This window comes from Thermoplasmatales archaeon, from assembly GCA_026127925.1.
Taxonomy (GTDB): domain Archaea; phylum Thermoplasmatota; class Thermoplasmata; order Thermoplasmatales; family Thermoplasmataceae; genus JAKAYB01.
The window spans coordinates 160,247-175,509 of sequence record JAJSLM010000001.1; the positions used below are offsets into that span (position 1 = coordinate 160,247).

14 protein-coding genes and 1 tRNA gene are annotated in these 15,263 nt (G+C 40.2%); 7 read left to right on the plus strand and 8 right to left on the minus strand.

Translation table 11 applies throughout. The features are described 5' to 3' along the window. The first annotated feature begins 288 nt into the window (after nucleotides 1-288). Together LVQ96_00830 and mdh are read left to right on the plus strand one after the other, a co-directional pair. Nucleotides 289-1,209, plus strand: a complete 921-nt coding sequence (locus LVQ96_00830; GenBank protein ID MCW6169701.1) for a mechanosensitive ion channel family protein — start codon at nucleotides 289-291, stop codon at nucleotides 1,207-1,209. 189 nt (nucleotides 1,210-1,398) lie between these two features. Then, on the plus strand, nucleotides 1,399-2,376 hold the full coding sequence (gene mdh / locus LVQ96_00835; GenBank protein ID MCW6169702.1) for a malate dehydrogenase: 978 nt from the start codon (nucleotides 1,399-1,401) through the stop codon (nucleotides 2,374-2,376). A 13-nt stretch (nucleotides 2,377-2,389) separates the two neighbouring features. Here mdh and queC read toward each other — a convergent pair whose 3' ends face one another. Beyond that, nucleotides 2,390-3,088 carry a 7-cyano-7-deazaguanine synthase QueC gene (queC, locus tag LVQ96_00840; protein MCW6169703.1) on the minus strand — a complete coding sequence of 233 codons (699 nt, stop codon included), beginning with the start codon at nucleotides 3,086-3,088 and terminating at the stop codon, nucleotides 2,390-2,392. Further along, nucleotides 3,078-3,557: a 6-carboxytetrahydropterin synthase gene (locus LVQ96_00845; GenBank protein MCW6169704.1), complete on the minus strand. Its 480-nt coding sequence runs from the start codon at nucleotides 3,555-3,557 to the stop codon at nucleotides 3,078-3,080. Before LVQ96_00845 ends, queC begins: the two co-directional genes overlap by 11 nt. A gap of 152 nt (nucleotides 3,558-3,709) precedes the next feature. Between LVQ96_00845 and LVQ96_00850 the strand changes: the two genes are divergently transcribed. Further along, a tRNA-Arg gene (locus tag LVQ96_00850) sits at nucleotides 3,710-3,784 on the plus strand. 77 nt (nucleotides 3,785-3,861) lie between these two features. Here the strand turns inward: LVQ96_00850 and LVQ96_00855 are convergent. Next, nucleotides 3,862-5,628, minus strand: a complete 1,767-nt coding sequence (locus tag LVQ96_00855) for a TIGR04190 family B12-binding domain/radical SAM domain protein (GenBank protein MCW6169705.1) — start codon at nucleotides 5,626-5,628, stop codon at nucleotides 3,862-3,864. 133 nt (nucleotides 5,629-5,761) lie between these two features. Here LVQ96_00855 and LVQ96_00860 point away from each other — a divergent pair, with 133 nt between their 5' ends. From LVQ96_00860 to LVQ96_00870, 3 genes are all read left to right on the plus strand, one after another. After that, nucleotides 5,762-6,688 (plus strand): hypothetical protein, encoded by a 927-nt coding sequence (locus tag LVQ96_00860; GenBank protein ID MCW6169706.1) that lies wholly within the window; start codon nucleotides 5,762-5,764, stop codon nucleotides 6,686-6,688. Between the two features lie 311 nt (nucleotides 6,689-6,999). Beyond that, nucleotides 7,000-7,842, plus strand: a complete 843-nt coding sequence (locus tag LVQ96_00865) for a VWA domain-containing protein (protein MCW6169707.1) — start codon at nucleotides 7,000-7,002, stop codon at nucleotides 7,840-7,842. Between the two features lie 7 nt (nucleotides 7,843-7,849). Beyond that, nucleotides 7,850-8,581, plus strand: a complete 732-nt coding sequence (locus tag LVQ96_00870) for a hypothetical protein (GenBank protein ID MCW6169708.1) — start codon at nucleotides 7,850-7,852, stop codon at nucleotides 8,579-8,581. Here the strand turns inward: LVQ96_00870 and LVQ96_00875 are convergent. Further along, on the minus strand, nucleotides 8,574-10,388 hold the full coding sequence (locus LVQ96_00875) for a hypothetical protein (protein ID MCW6169709.1): 1,815 nt from the start codon (nucleotides 10,386-10,388) through the stop codon (nucleotides 8,574-8,576). The genes LVQ96_00870 and LVQ96_00875 overlap by 8 nt on opposite strands. Nucleotides 10,389-10,452: 64 nt before the next feature. On the opposite strand from LVQ96_00875, the gene LVQ96_00880 reads away from it, so the two are divergent. Further along, entirely contained in the window at nucleotides 10,453-11,148 is a 696-nt protein-coding gene (locus LVQ96_00880) for a metallophosphatase family protein (protein MCW6169710.1), read from the plus strand. A 239-nt stretch (nucleotides 11,149-11,387) separates the two neighbouring features. Here the strand turns inward: LVQ96_00880 and LVQ96_00885 are convergent, their stop codons facing one another. From LVQ96_00885 to LVQ96_00900, 4 genes are read right to left on the minus strand one after another with little or no spacing between them, the layout of a single operon-like run. Next, nucleotides 11,388-12,227 carry a radical SAM protein gene (locus LVQ96_00885; GenBank protein ID MCW6169711.1) on the minus strand — a complete coding sequence of 280 codons (840 nt, stop codon included), beginning with the start codon at nucleotides 12,225-12,227 and terminating at the stop codon, nucleotides 11,388-11,390. Nucleotide 12,228: 1 nt separating this feature from the next. After that, nucleotides 12,229-13,479 (minus strand): Nre family DNA repair protein, encoded by a 1,251-nt coding sequence (locus tag LVQ96_00890; GenBank protein MCW6169712.1) that lies wholly within the window; start codon nucleotides 13,477-13,479, stop codon nucleotides 12,229-12,231. Between the two features lie 47 nt (nucleotides 13,480-13,526). Continuing rightward, on the minus strand, nucleotides 13,527-14,429 hold the full coding sequence (locus tag LVQ96_00895) for an inorganic phosphate transporter (protein ID MCW6169713.1): 903 nt from the start codon (nucleotides 14,427-14,429) through the stop codon (nucleotides 13,527-13,529). Continuing rightward, the gene (locus tag LVQ96_00900; protein ID MCW6169714.1) at nucleotides 14,430-15,113 is read right to left on the minus strand and encodes a DUF47 family protein; all 684 of its coding nucleotides are present in this window, start codon (nucleotides 15,111-15,113) and stop codon (nucleotides 14,430-14,432) included. It lies immediately after the preceding gene. Between the last annotated feature and the right edge of the window lie 150 nt (nucleotides 15,114-15,263).

Genomic DNA, 15,263 nt, shown 5'->3' on the forward strand with positions numbered 1-15,263 from the left:
CCGTTAGAAATTGCGTAGGTAATCGATGTTACTATTGTAGTTCTCCTTGGGAGTTATAAACGGAAAACTGCAACCGGTGGTTTCACGGTGCTAAACCAGCCATCAATTTTGTGTCCGTATTTTGTGTAGGTGTCAGAATACCTATTTTAGGTAGGTGGCTTAGGCTAAAGTAATTAAAAAAAGTCCGTTCTTTCACTCTGAAGTGTTCTTAGAGATTTTAATTAAAACGATTCTTACTCTTTTAGTTCACTTAGACAAAAGTTAAATTGAAGAAAGCATAAGCAAATTGTGTCTACCAATCGGATTAATCATTTTAAAATTCTTGCTTCGTTAGTATTCTTATTAATAGGTATTCTCATAGTTATCTACGTAACAGTATTTTTTCTGCACCAAATACCAGTTAAATATGCAAGGTTCGTAGATGCAGGTGTTATAGCACTTGTTTCATATCTGATCTTGAAAATTATAACTCTTTATGTGAACGATGTGCTTTTGAAATATTTAGACCGTGCAAAGGTGCACCCATTTGTCTTTATGATAAATATGGTCGGATACTTTGTCATTGCACTCGCGGTAGTTGCTTCGCTGGGCATAGATGTTTCCTCCTTGATCCTTGGCAGTACTTTCCTGGCAGCGGTTCTTGGACTCGCTGCACAGAGTGTTCTTTCAAACCAATTTTCAGGTCTCTTAATTATAATAACCAAGCCTTTTAAGATAGGTGATAGAGTTTGGATTCACGTCTGGCAATTCAGTATTGCTTATGGTGTAATAGTGCCCAAATACTTCTCTAGTGACTTTCTTTACAATAACGGTTTCCTTGGCGTAATAGAGGATATATCAATCAACTTCACTACCTTGAGAACTGATGGCGGTGAAATTGTAAAAATTGCCAATAATGTTCTTACCCAGGGGGCATTCAGGCTGATAACAGATACACCAATCGTTCAGGTACGATACGAGATTCCAAAATACCTTGATATTTCTCAGTTCCGTGATGAGATAACTCAGAAAGTTTCCACAATATCCGGAATAGATGGTGATCCTATCTTAAATATAGACGAAACAACGCTGAATACTTACGTTATAATGGTCAAGGCAAAATTCCGCGGAACTACACCTGAAGCTGCCAGAAGCAAAATTATTGAAAATATTATCCGGATAGTGGAACCAAAAAGATTTTCATCAGCTTCATTAAGTAATTTCAAGTAACTTATGATTTTCCGTTTCTTGAACAATTTTCTTGACAGCCGGCAAATGGTCTTCACAGTTCCACGTTAAAAATGGAGCATAGTTACCATAATCTGAGCTGGCATTTCAGATATTTATGATCGTTGAACATAGCGCCCAATAAATATTGTAATACGCTAAATATTTAACAATTCGAGTGATACCTATATTATGACAAGACAAAAAATTTCAGTAATCGGTGCAGGAAATGTAGGAGCAACCGTAGCACAGTTTCTGGCTTTCAGGGATTTGGGTGACATTTACCTTTTTGATGTCATACCCGGGATACCGGAAGGAAAGGCTCTTGATATTCAGGAGGGTCTACCACATTTTGGTGTTGACGCGAAGGTTAAAGGTTTTACAACGACAAGTGGAGATGCATATTCCAACCTTAAGGGATCGGATGTAATAGTCATAACCGCCGGCTTGGCTCGCAAACCTGGCATGAGCAGAGATGATCTGCTTTTCAAAAATCTCGAAATAATGAAGGATGTCGCAAACAATGTAAAAAAATACGCATCAGACGCCATGGTTGTCATAGTGTCAAATCCGGCAGACACCATGGCATACGCTTTCCAGAAAGTATCTGGAATGCCACCAAACCACATTATCGGACTCGGCGGAAGTCTTGACAGTTCAAGGTTCAGGACATTTATAGCAGATGCGCTGAATGTATCCGTGAAAGATGTAAACGCATTTGTGATCGGAGGGCATGGAGACGATATGGTTCCATTCATAAGGTATTCCAGCGTGAGCGGAATACCGATAGAGAAGCTGCTATCAAAGGAAAAGATCGATGAGATAGTCCACAGAACAAGATTTGGCGGCGGTGAGATCGTGGATCTTCTTAAATCAGGCAGTGCCTATTATGCCCCAGGCATATCTATTACCGCAATGGTTGAATCCATAGTTCGTGACAAAAATAGGGTTATTCCCTGCGCAGCGTATATTTCAGGAGAACATGCAAAACACTACAACGTCGAAAATGTATTTATCGGCGTACCAGTCCGCATAGGCTCAAACTGCGTAGAGGAGATCTACGATATAGATTTCAATGCTGACGAAAAGGCACTTTGGGAAAAGACAGTTATTTCTGTGAAATCTAACTGCAAGAAGGTCGACGATTTCTTCAAATCTGGTGCAAACTGATCAAAGCATTTTATCAAATATTTTCTATCCATTTTTTGTAGAAATCGGGATACGAGTTATATTTGATTGGATCCTTAATACCAGCTTCCATAAAACCACGTAATCGCAATTGGCAAGAATCGCAATGACCACAGGCAAGATCGTCACCTTCGTAACATGACGTAGTGATTTCCAAAGGTGCTCCGATTTTTGTTGCGAGCTTGACAATATCGCTTTTGGAGAGATACTGTAGTGGAACCCTAATTCTAAAATTCCCTGCCTTTGTTCCAGTGTTGAGGGCCATTTCAAATGCATTATAGAACTCCGGTCTGCAGTCAGGGTAACCGGAGTAATCTATGGCGTTCGCGCCGATGAATATTTCTCTTGCACCTATGCTTTCTGCATACGAAGCGGCTATCGACAGGAACACTATGTTTCTCGACGGAACGTATGTGTTCGGTATTCCAGAACTGATGTTGTTTATATCTCTTCTGTCCACTTTTCCGTATCCAGTAAGTGCACTATATGCGATGTCTTCCAGGTTTATCGTAACAATTTTATGTTTTATGTTTAGTCTTCGAGCTATTTCCAGGGCAGATTTTAGTTCTTTCCTATGGCGCTGGCCATAATCAAACGATAACGCATAGCATTCATAACCTTTCTTGGAGGCAAGTGTCGCAACTGTTGCTGAGTCCATTCCTCCAGAAAGAAGACAAACACACTTATCTGTCATTTAAATTCAACTCAATGCATGCGGATTGACCCGGACCTTCGTACAAACAAACGGAGAGTTTTTGCAAATTACTATAAGATTTCAATCTTTCTCCGATCCTATTGCACATTATACGGCACATAGATTCGCTCGAAGAAAAGTCTGCATCCAGCTCAAACACATCTACTGCTGGAAAAACATAAGATTTTCCACCATATTCGACCTCATAAGATTCTGAAGTCTTTTTTACGTTCGAAAATTTTGAACTTTTTGGAACTATAACCTTATGATCAATTTCCTCTATTAACTTCCTCAGAACTTGCTTAACAATGCCGTAATCTATAAGTATACCATCAACAGGATCCCCGGTTACTTTGAGACTCACGGAATAATCGTGACCATGCAATCGTGAACATTTCTCAATTGTCGGGATAAAGTGTGCAGCTGAAAAGCGCAGGTTGTTTTGCTTACCATCAATTTTTATATACATAATTATGGTGGTATATCGTTTTTTAACTTTAATTCTTCCTAATGATACTTAATTAACTCTGAGTCTAGCTTAATCATCCATCCCCCTGTATACATTATAAAAAAATCTAAAATAACTTATACCGAGTACACATTTCTCTCAACCGAGTTTACGGGCGCGTGGCCTAGTCTGGATAGGGCAGCAGCCTCCTAAGTTGCAGATCAGGGGTCCAAATCCCCTCGCGCCCGCTCTCAAATCTCGCAACAACAAAGTAATGAGGAAATAGTAATTTGTAAATTCTTAGACATGAAAAAAAATGGTTGTTTTAGAATTTTTGTTTTGAACTCTGCTTCAGAATTTTTGCGAAAAAATCCCTTATATTGAAGCCGAGACCGAGAGCAAGGAGGGGAACGAACTTAAGGTAATTCTTTGAGCTTTCCCATGTTGATTCATTTTCACCATAAAGTGTGTACTTTCCATCATAAATTAACTTGGATCTAAGTTCAGTGATCATATCTTCCCTGTCATTTGTGCTAGCATTTTTCAAACGCTCGAGAGCATCCATAAAATCCAATGAATCCTTGATCTGCTGTGTCACTTGGGAATAAACATTCTCTGTAACGATCCCGCACCTATATTTAAAATTGTACAGTTTCAACGCCGAGTCATACGTTGCTTTGGCAATGGTATCCCTATCCATATATTCCGTTTCAAAGCTAAGATTATCCTTCCATGATGGCTCGGCCGATATCTTTAAGTGATCATCTATGGTCCTGCATAAACTTTTATAACCATATATTTCTGGATGTTCGAACGCAGCCGATGCCGGATCAAGAAAGGGCCCAAGTGGTGATATGATAAAGTTTAGTCTTTTATCCCTGCCACACTCGTTGAATATCTCCTCACAAAAATCAACATTTTTTAGTGCATTTTCATAGGTCTGTCCTGGGAGGCCTATCATGAAAAATATTTCAATTCTACTGACATTATGTTTCAGTGCAGCCTTAAAAGTGTTGATGAGTCTATCATTGGGGAAAGGAAGTTTTCCTTCCTTTCTTCGTATATTCTCGTCCCAGCTTTCCACTGTTATTTCAAGGGAATATTTTGGTAAACTTTTCTCAATTTGTGAAAAAAATTCATCACCTCCCTGATCAAAAAGTTCGAATATCATTTCGTTTTTTACTTTGAGATCATGCAGGCCTTCCAGCAATTTGGAGACATAGTCTGGTCCTCCTTGTCTTATGTCCCCAACGACGTAAATTGGTGACTTTGTGAATTTCTGAACCAGTTTTATGCCTTTGCAAATTTTTTCGGGTGGGTACATTACAAGTTTTTTTCTGAGACAGTTTATCTCAAAGGCACTTTCGGATCCGCCACAAATTGCACAGTTGTAAGTGCATCCTTTTGTTGTAAGAAAGGCAGCATTTGGAAACTTCATCCAGTTCTTGTATGGTATTCCGTCAAGGTAGTCTAAGTGTCTAACTGCGGATTTTATCACAAATCTATAATCGGGAATATCTGTATAACTCAGATCTGATGGAATAAACGTCAACGCATTAACGATGACTTTCGATCCTTTCTTCCAGCAAAGGTTTGGTATTTCACTGAAATCGGTCTTTTCCGATTTCTTTGCCTGCATAAACTTCAGCAGTGGAATCTCTGTCGAGTCTCCACGCATTACGTAGTCCACAAAGTCATATTTCATTAATTCTGAATGGAAGTACGTGGCCGATAAACCGCCGAGGATTACGGAACTTTCCGGATGTATTTTTTTAACCAGTTCTGCAATTTTTAGGCAACCTTGAACATGAGGAAGCCAATGCAGGTCAATTCCAAAAACCAATGAATCAAGGGATCTTATTTTCTTTTCTACGTCAAATTTTTCACTGAGGAGCATCCTGTTTGCAAGGTTTACGATCCTTACTCGGATTCCATGCTTGTCCAGGTATCCCCCTATACTTGTGAATCCGATCGGATACATTTCAAATACAGAAGTTGATGGAACAGCGTCGCTTATTGGTCCACGAAATTGCAGTTCCTTACGAAAATCATATAAAGCCGGAGGATGTAGAAGAACAAGGTCGGATCTCATCTAAAACAATTTCGAATTGATTGAAGGTATATAACATTGCCAGAAAGTCACCTAATGAACTATTTATGTTTTGTTTGCCTTATTTTTGATATTTTTACAGATTAATTTATTTATTCATTAGGCATAACACATTATGTTCATAAAAGACATCGATACCCTTCTGGATAGGCAGTGCATCATTTCTTTTGAAAGCGACAGTGAGATATCCAAGATTCTTTCCGCGCATCAGGTTGTCTCGATTGTCAGGGTAAGATTATCGAAAACAGGTGGTTTTGCACTTTACAATTTTGAAAATCTTGATGATTTTAGCAAGGAGGAGCAGAAAGCCTTGACAAAATACAAAATAAAAACAACAAGTGATTCTGTTATGCTGTATTCCGACCTAACCGGTCGCAAATTCATTGGCGCATTCAAGCAGCTTAACGGTGTATCATCTGTCGTAATAGATGCAGTATTTTTTATGGGTTCCTCGTACTTTTTGTATTTTAGATATCATCATAATGACGAAGCCAATGTTACTTCAGCCATTAGGGAGGCATTCAAAGATTTCAAGAGATTTGCGGTTAGGTACATAGGTCCAAGCCCAGGAATAGTCGCAACGTTCTCCGAGATTTCTCAGTACATTCCATTAAAGTATGTTGAGATAAGTAGTTCAGTACCTCCGTCATCCATAGACATAAACTCAGATCCAGTAATCGTGAACCTTGGCGTGAGCTGGTACAGAGAATTAAAATTTTTGATAGAAGAAGAGACCCGTGGAGTATTTTACGACAACAGTTCACTTTTAAAAGGAGAAAAGGAATGGATTCATGCCATATCTCCTTCCCAGAGAATCTATGAGACCTCGTTCATGAATCCCGTCGTGAAATTCCTTATTAATGAAAATTCGAAAGAACAGGTTGTGAGCCTCGGCATGCCACAAAAATTAAGCGGTAAGGATTTTTACATATCGACATTTGTTCCTGACATCACACTCCCGGAGTTCTTCACTGTGTTCTATCGGGCAGTTGAAAAGTTCCAGGACTGGAAACTTGACGTTAACCTAGTTGATACAATATAAGTCAGGTCATGGATTTACCATTATTTCTCTCATGAGGCGCTTGAAATCTCCCAGCTTATCCTTAGTCGTGCCATATCCCTGACATGAAGAACGGCGCATCCAAAGGTGTGTAAAGGTTTAAGAATAAGAGGATTCTGGACGCAATCCATTAAATCATTAAAGTCGAATCGAAAAATAGTATCAGTGTAGCAAGGATTTCCTGTATCATTTAAATCTCTGCCTCCCTTATTGTCAGCGAACAGCAGGGGCTTCCCGAACTGGTTTCACTTAATGCAAAAGAATTTATTACCTTATTTGCATAACTTATTACCATGTATGAATCAGAAATAAGTAGACGAAACCCTGGGCTGTTCATCTTCCTTATTGACCAGTCCCGATCGATGAGCCATAAACTTAGTGGTACAATGAGATCCAAAGCGCAGGAAGCCGCAGATGCGGTTAACAGGCAAATTTACGAGCTTATATATAGATGCACAAAAACGGACGGTGTACGCGATTATTTTCATATAGGGATAGTTGGATACGGATCATCTTCAGATCTGGCTGATTCGTTGATAGCAGATGAAACGATCGTGCCAATTTCTAGATTGGCACAGAATCCATTGAGAACCGAAAGAAGAAAGGAACGGGCAGACGGATCTCAAGGAGTAGAAGAAGGAGACGAGTTCGAGTTTCCGATATGGTTTGATCCTGTAGCCCGCTCAAATACTCCAATGGTGAAAGCACTTAACCTCGTAAAGGAATGGGTGGATGACTGGGTTGCTGAACATAAAGATTCGTATCCTCCGGTCGTTATACATATTACCGATGGTTCTGCGACCGATGGCGACCCTGTTCCAGTGGCGAATTCTATCATGGATATATCTACAGCGGACGGGAATGTGCTCATGTGGAACTGCCATTTGTCTGAATCTCGCGGTGTGACACCTCTTGAATTCCCATCATCTGAAGGCGTTCTCCCGCCTCAGGACAAATTTGCAAAGGAGCTTTTTACAATGTCCAGTACTTTGCCGAAAAGTTTTGTGGATGTGGCCGCAGAGCGTTCTTTGACTGTAACTCAAAATTCAAGAGCCTACGTATTCAACGCCGGTCTGGACGAGTTGATAGAACTTTTGGACATTGGAACAAGAGCTCCAACAGACAATATGCAGTGATCTTCATTTGAAAGCATTCACTTTCCAGATGAGCAAGCTGGGTAACGAGGAGAGTGAATGTGAGGATTCAATTTCTTTTAACCTTAAAAAAAAGAGGTTTGCAATTGCAGACGGTGCAAGTTCCTCCATGTTCTCAGATGTCTGGGCTACCTGTCTTACGTCAAATGTTATAGATCTCGAAACGGATCTTTTCAAAAACGCTTCAGATCTATTCCACATACTTCTTCCAACAGCACGGGAGGAATGGTATTCTAGAATAGAATGGCGCAACCTTAAATGGTTTCAGACCAACAAATCTTTTCAAGGATCTTATTCCACTCTATTATACCTTGAAATAAAAAGATGGGAAGAGCGGTATCTATATCGAACGTTATGCGTTGGAGATTCATGCATGTTTGTTCTTGGTCCTGGAGATGCGTTTTATTCGTTCCCTTACAAAAAAGCGTCACAATTTAATAATACACCTAAACTAATATGGACAGGTAGAAAGACACAGACAAACAATTTGGATGCACTCATTCCGGATTTTGTCACTGCCAGCGGTTATATTACGGGGAAAAATGAAATAATTCTTGCAACAGATGCCTTATCGAAATGGCTTATAGAAACTCGTAATTTCCCAATCTTGAAGGATCTTGTTGTCAGTGATTCGGAGATGAGGGAATATTTCTCGAACGAAATTGATGCCAAGAGGATGAGAAACGATGATATCAGCCTTGTTTATCTTAGTCTTACATAGAAAGAAGAGTATTCGGGTTATCTCCATCCCACAGGACTGGTTTGCTCAAAGCTTCCTTCATAAGATTCAATAATTTCTTGGTCTTTTGGTCCTTTATTTTCATAATCTCTGCATATACCTTTGAGTTTTCTAGAGATTTGAAATCGTTCTTCCCAAAGATCAATCGGTCAGGATTATCATCATTAAAGTCGGACCATAGCGACGGTTTCTCGGAAACTGCAAGAAGAGAAGTGTAGATTATAAGTGTTGAAAAATTGTCAAGTTTTTCTGAGTAGTCTTCTCTAGTCCTATTGGGGTGCTGGAAGTCTCCGTGACCTATTTCCACGGACTTTGTTCCCTTGAATCCCGGGATGAACATCCCATCATAATCCACGAAAAAAATTTCGTTCTTATCATTGATTATTATGTTGTCTCCCGACAGATCGCCATGAGATATGCCGATATCCTGAAGAGAAGCAATGTCTTTGACGAGTGTTTCCGCTACCAATTTTATCTTTTTCGGACGGTTAAGATTCGATTCTACGAAGTTATTCAAGCTCTGGCCTTCGCACCATTCCATTTTGAGGATGGGAAAATAAAACGTATCGGATTTCTTAGTTTTTATGCCATCCTTAAAGTACTTGAAATGTACCAGGAATTCGCGATTCCCAGAATTGGTTTCAAGATAATTGCTTATCTTTTCGTACCTCATGTTTATTTCCGTAGATTTTTTAGTAAAGCACTTTAAGGCGTAGATCTTGCCGTCATCAAACTTGACTTTATAGACCGAGCCAAAATTTCCAGCCGCATAAACGAGCATACTTTGGTTCCTTGGATTCCTGATTACATTCCAAGCAGACGAATTTCCAAGGGTGGGATTTATGCTTTTAGCAACGTTTTGAAAGGCCTGATCATAATCCTGTCCCATTGGCCATGAACCGCGGTACTGGCCAGCTGAAATCGTTTTGTTTGATCTCGGTGTCGCTGCTGGAGCTCCTGTTTTTGTAATGCCATGGGCGATCGGTTGTCTCGTGCTAGCTGTTGACTGTACGTGAGAAGTTACCGGTTTCATCCTCGAACCGGTGGTGGATATCGTTCCGGATCGTGTTCCTAGATTCAGTTTCCGGTGGGTGGCAGGAGAAGGCTGATTGAAATTCGATTTCTGTTGGCCAGGATTGATGGTACTTGTTATCGGATTGGTTGTCTTCGTTTGAGTATTTTGGGAAACCTGTGGAGTAACCTGAGCCTTACGACTAGTTGGGTGTTTCATCTGAATCGCAAAGGAAAGAATCTCCGCCCATTGGTCTGCTTTTGAAACCTTGAAAGCGTATTCAACATTGCCCGATCTAACGGTAAGTGTGCTTTTCAGAATGCCTTTGGGACGAACTGAATCTATGCTGTCGATTCTAATAACCTTCTTTTCTTTCCCTTCGATCTTTTGAAAAACTAATGAATTGTCAACAATCGAAAGGATTCCGGCCTCACCATTTAATTTTGATTTTTCCTTGATATATTCTGGCCGTGGATTTATTAGTGCAAGATTCTTTTTCCAAATAGCAGTTTCTGGAACAGTAAACACAATCTTTTGCTCGACTCCTTTAACTACGACAGTCAACCTCCTTCTCAATATTCCTCCAGCATGGGTATTCAAGATCGATGAAAATGGTATGACTTTCCTTGGAACATGTTCATTCGATTCAAAAACGAGAGAATCCGAAGTAAGCCTGAGAAATCCAAACTCATGGTCACAAACGGCAGATGACCAAAGGAGGCTATTTTTTTTAAGCAAAACATTCATCCTAGATACAGCATATAGTTTACTCTTCATAAACCTACTTTTTTTAAAAAACGCTAAGGCACAGTGATTAAATATCAAATTGAGATTACACGATATGAGAATTCTAATATATTCTGATGCACATTCCAATTTTCAGGCTGTTAAGTCTCTATTTGATGCCGAAAAATTTGACAAGGCATTGTTCCTAGGCGATATAGTAGATTACGGACCTGAGCCGGCAGAAACGCTAGATGCTGTTCTTGGCCAATCCGATTTCATTGTGCGAGGAAATCATGACGAGGCAGTCGCAAAAAATACCGATTGTGGGTGTGCTCCAGAAATGCATGATCTAAGTGTATTTACTCGCGACAATATTTCTTTAAAATTTCTGTCTAAAGAAGACATTGCCAGGCTCGATTCCCTGAAAGACATGCTTGAGTTCTCACTTGATGGAAAGAATTTTCTTATGGTACACGCCTCCCCGAACAACATCCTTAACGGCTACATGTATGGATCTGAAGCCGAGATGGTATGGAAATCAGCAAAATTCAAGAAATTTGACTACATCTTGGTTGGGCACACACATTTTCAGATGTTCTATCGTGGAAGAATCATAAATCCTGGTAGTTCTGGGCAACCACGAGACGGAAACTGGATGCCAATGTATACAATTCTCGACACAGATCAGAACCAGGTTATTTTTAAACGTTTCACTTACGACAGAGAAAAGACCATCGGGAAATTAAAGGAACTGATAGGTCAGAACCCGGAATACTTTGTGAGGCTCGTGAAATTTTATAACGGATTCTAAGTTTTATGTGCTCAAATACCCTTTAGGTATATTTTACATATTGCGATTATCATAAAAGATCTGAGGATTTTATTGATTAATTAAGGAAGGTATTTGAAGATCAAATGACATTTTTAGTTTCGCACAGTTTTCACATCTGGTTTCATGGGTCTGCCTGTTCTACTCAAAAGAAATTGCGAGGCAATTAACCTTATTTGAAATCTAGTGAAGCTTATTATAAAAAAGGTTTTGACTTTGAGTCAGAGGAGTTCGCCAAAGTTATAGCCCCTCTCAACCAACCACTCATCTTTCTGGCTGTTGCATTCCACATTATACTTTTCTGCGAGCTTTGCTATTCGTCCCACAACCTCCCTCTTCCAGACATTTGATTCATTGAATTCTTTTCTGCCATCATGCCTAGGAAGATATCGCTCCATCATGGAATTTGCCCCTTTGTATGAAGAATAAAAGTCATAGATTACTCTAGAACCCGTTGATACAGCTGCTTCAAAGATAGCTCTTAAATTCTCATCATCGTCGTTGAAATTACGTATAATCGGTCCCAAAAATATCCAAGTCTTGATACCTTCATTATTGAGTTTTCCTAAAGCCGTTATCCTTGCAGAGGGTGAAGGCGTTTTCGTTTCTATCATAAGAGACTTTGCTCGATTGATTGTAGTGATCGTAATCCCGACATCGGCTGTGCTTCTGTGCAGTGATAGGACATCAACATCTCTCGTAACAAGTGGAGATTTTGTCTGTACCGTTACTCTAAAACCATTTCTAAGCAGGATCTCAAGTATCTTTCTGGATAATCTGTATGTTGCCTCTACGGGTTGATATGGATCTGTTATTGTACCCAGCCCAACAATGCCTCTTGGAAGCCCAATAATATCTCTCTTTAGAATAAGGTCTATGTTCTTCTTGACGTAAACTATCTCGCCCCAGTTCGAAGCGGCGTCCTTGTGGTGTGTATAATCTATTGCATAACAGTAGAGGCATCTGTGAAAACATCCTGAATAAGGGTTTATAGCATAGTCTAGTTCCATCATTCCGCTTTTAGAGATCGCCTTTGAAACCGAGTACTCAATGATCTTCATTTCAAATCGAAAAAAATCTTTCCAGATTGTTGTACTTTAACGTCTTTACCACAGCGGATTTCTGTAACCAGATCTCCAGAGGAACCTTAAGGAATTTGGATATGAATCTCAGGGCATCATCAAGTGTGTCAAACTCTGCGGGCTTCATTTTAAAGAGTTCCCTCATATTTTCTCTGACATACCATACCCCGACAGGAAGGCTGAAGCCAGGATATATCTCTCTCCAAGTAATTGCACCTCCACTTCTCCTCATCTCATTCAACTTCTCTCCAATGGCAAGTCTTGTCGAGTAGTAGCATCCGCCAATTCCTGGGTAGTCTTTCCTTCCAAAGTACCCCTCGTTGTCTATTTCTGTGTAAGTCTCTTCCCCCCACTGATTCCATGTTGTTCCTCTTCCCCAAGCTTCACCCCACTCGTATATCCAGTTAGAAGGGGTAAGAATTGCTATGAAGAGGTTGCCGTTGGTTCTTCTCACATACGTCAGGAATTTGTCTATCTGTGGATAGTCCTTGCTTTTCTCTATAAGATCATCGGAAAGGTTCTTGTCAACTGCAGTTATTGACCATCTTGTTGGAACAACCTTTCTCATTTTCTTTGTTCCTATAGCTCCAACGCTGAGGATTTTTGATATCTTTGAAACATCTTCATTTCTTGAATACAGGAACTTCATTGCATCCATAGCTTTTAAATCAGTGTCTCCATAAACTTTCTCGACACTCAAGCTGGGAGAGGAATAATCGGATTGGAACTTCAAAAGCGGAGCGGATGGGCCCATGGGTGGCGTGTTTTCGTCAAGAATGACAGACATATCAGAAAGATTCTTTTCCAGGGTCATGTCGACTTCAACATATTTTTCAGAGAGAGCCATGAGTTGTAGCTCCCGGAACAACTTATCAGGATCTGCTGCGTTCTGAACATAAACGTCTGTTCCGCCCCTAATCATTGATAAGCGCATGCTCAGAAAATCTTCCAGTTGAAGATTCATCCATTCCTTTGGGTTCTCGTAGGAAGATGTATCTCCATGAACCTGCGGAACAGAGGGGTACACCTTTACCTTGGGATATCCGTATCGTCCAACAAATACGCTGGGAGGCGAAGATCCGCTGATCCTGTTTCCCTGAGCAATGTTCACTCTCGGTTTAACGATAGACTTTACAGTAATAGGACAAAATGAAAGTCCGCAAAGAAGTTTAGCACCCCTGCATTTTGTACAGAGTGAGGCAGGAATCTTAAATTTTGCTTTGAATTCCATGTTCTAATAGTAGATAGTAATGTCCTGATAATAAGATTTATCGGTCGTTAAGCAACAAGATATCCCAAAATTATACCGATCGCCGGAGAAACCACCCACATGGCAACTGTGAAAAGGTAGGGCAAAGCATCCATTGCCTTCGTCCTGTACGAAAGACCCGAACCGAACACGCTCGATGTAAGTGTCTGTGTATTGCTGAGCGGGAATCCGAAAATTGTAGCAACTTCAACCAAAACGGAAGAGACTACAAGAGATATGAATGCGCTTGTATATCTCATTGAATACATCTCCTGGCCAACTCTCTTGGAGACTCCCTTGCTTAAGAAAAATGACCCTACGATTATTCCGATTACTGGAAATATAACTTCGTATCCGGTCACTCTTGCTATTTCATCTATGAAGCCAAGTGTATTCGCTCCGAGCGTAAATGAAGTGAAGAATGAAACAGCAATGAGCATTAGTTTTATAAAAACAGCGTAGTTCCACACATCTTTTGGCTGTAATTTATTGAACCTTCTATTAAGATAAAAGGCTACAAAAACCGAACCAATTGGCGCTATTATCCACGTTATTACAATATCCCTTATGATTGGCCAGTTGCTTGCAATACCGAATTTTAATGTTATCCCTATTGAGACTCCGACTAGGGCCATTACAAGGGAAAGCGGTACTCGCACTATCGCAGCAATCACGAAAATTCCAAGTGCAATTGCCAGCGAGATAGCAATGATAAAGTGGTTGTCAGGTATTAGCAGAACTGCAGTGGAATGAAGGCTCCCCCCTTGTATAAGAAGACCTGCAACAAAACCTGCAATCGCGATCAAAATTGAGCCGTAGAGACTAAGTATCCTTGACCCAATGAGTGTTCCCACAGCTGCTGAAAGATTGTTACCTGACACGAAGGCAACGAGTAACGTGACAAGGGCAAGTATAAGGTATGTGTAAAACATTCATTTGGTAATCGCAACATTTATAGTAAACAGTAGGTCAGCTATATCCTCGCAGTTGTCAAGAAGATCATCAAGCTTGTGCGCGAGTTCCGTTATATGGATAAATGCTACATAAGGTATCCTATCAGCGTTGTTGTAAGCCGCATCTATCATATTGTCCTTCAGATCGTCTACCTGTTCCTCGAGGGATTCTATTTCTATTCTTGCATCTTCCATATCTTTCCTGCTCTTTGTTTCAAGCATGACCTGGACATGATCTAGGGCTGTTTTAGCCAGAAGCAGTATATTCCTGCCAGTATTATATGTAACATTCAGGATGTTAAGCGTATTTTCATCGAACTTATGCGAATTCTCATGTATCCTTCTTAACTCTCTGCTTATGAAATAGGATGTATCCAGAAGGTCATCGCAGGTCTCAACCAGCATGATGAGGTTATCCATGAGGCTTGAGCTTATTGCCCCACCTGTTATCTCCTCCTTAACAGTAACTGAGAGATCGTCCCCTCTCTTCTCTATATTTCTTATTCTCGCATTGAACTCTATCCTTTTTAAGTCCTCTGCGAAAAGCATATCACTTAAGGTTTGCACAGATTCCTTGGCCATGTCAACAAATCCGAGAAGCCGCTGGAAAATATTTCTTTCCCCTACAGAGCTGATCCTTCTCAGAATGCTGTTCCCTACCATTAATCACGGTAATATTGAACTCTTATTTATATTCTGGTAACTAGTTAGCTTTATGAATCTCATGCTCTTGCCAATATCACATTATACCGGAAAGAACACTTATATCGTTTTTTAATTATATTTATGAAGATTATTACATCATTTGTGGGA

Coding starts and splice junctions, on each gene's coding strand:
- LVQ96_00845 (MCW6169704.1), bottom strand. CDS start 3,557: ATGTATATAAAAATTGATGGTAAGCAAAACAACCTGCGCTTTTCAGCT.
- LVQ96_00895 (MCW6169713.1), bottom strand. CDS start 14,429: ATGTTTTACACATACCTTATACTTGCCCTTGTCACGTTACTCGTTGCC.
- LVQ96_00880 (MCW6169710.1), top strand. CDS start 10,453: ATGAGAATTCTAATATATTCTGATGCACATTCCAATTTTCAGGCTGTT.
- queC (MCW6169703.1), bottom strand. CDS start 3,088: ATGACAGATAAGTGTGTTTGTCTTCTTTCTGGAGGAATGGACTCAGCA.
- LVQ96_00860 (MCW6169706.1), top strand. CDS start 5,762: ATGTTCATAAAAGACATCGATACCCTTCTGGATAGGCAGTGCATCATT.
- LVQ96_00900 (MCW6169714.1), bottom strand. CDS start 15,113: ATGGTAGGGAACAGCATTCTGAGAAGGATCAGCTCTGTAGGGGAAAGA.
- LVQ96_00890 (MCW6169712.1), bottom strand. CDS start 13,479: ATGGAATTCAAAGCAAAATTTAAGATTCCTGCCTCACTCTGTACAAAA.
- LVQ96_00855 (MCW6169705.1), bottom strand. CDS start 5,628: ATGAGATCCGACCTTGTTCTTCTACATCCTCCGGCTTTATATGATTTT.
- mdh (MCW6169702.1), top strand. CDS start 1,399: ATGACAAGACAAAAAATTTCAGTAATCGGTGCAGGAAATGTAGGAGCA.
- LVQ96_00875 (MCW6169709.1), bottom strand. CDS start 10,388: ATGAAGAGTAAACTATATGCTGTATCTAGGATGAATGTTTTGCTTAAA.
- LVQ96_00865 (MCW6169707.1), top strand. CDS start 7,000: ATGTATGAATCAGAAATAAGTAGACGAAACCCTGGGCTGTTCATCTTC.
- LVQ96_00885 (MCW6169711.1), bottom strand. CDS start 12,227: ATGAAGATCATTGAGTACTCGGTTTCAAAGGCGATCTCTAAAAGCGGA.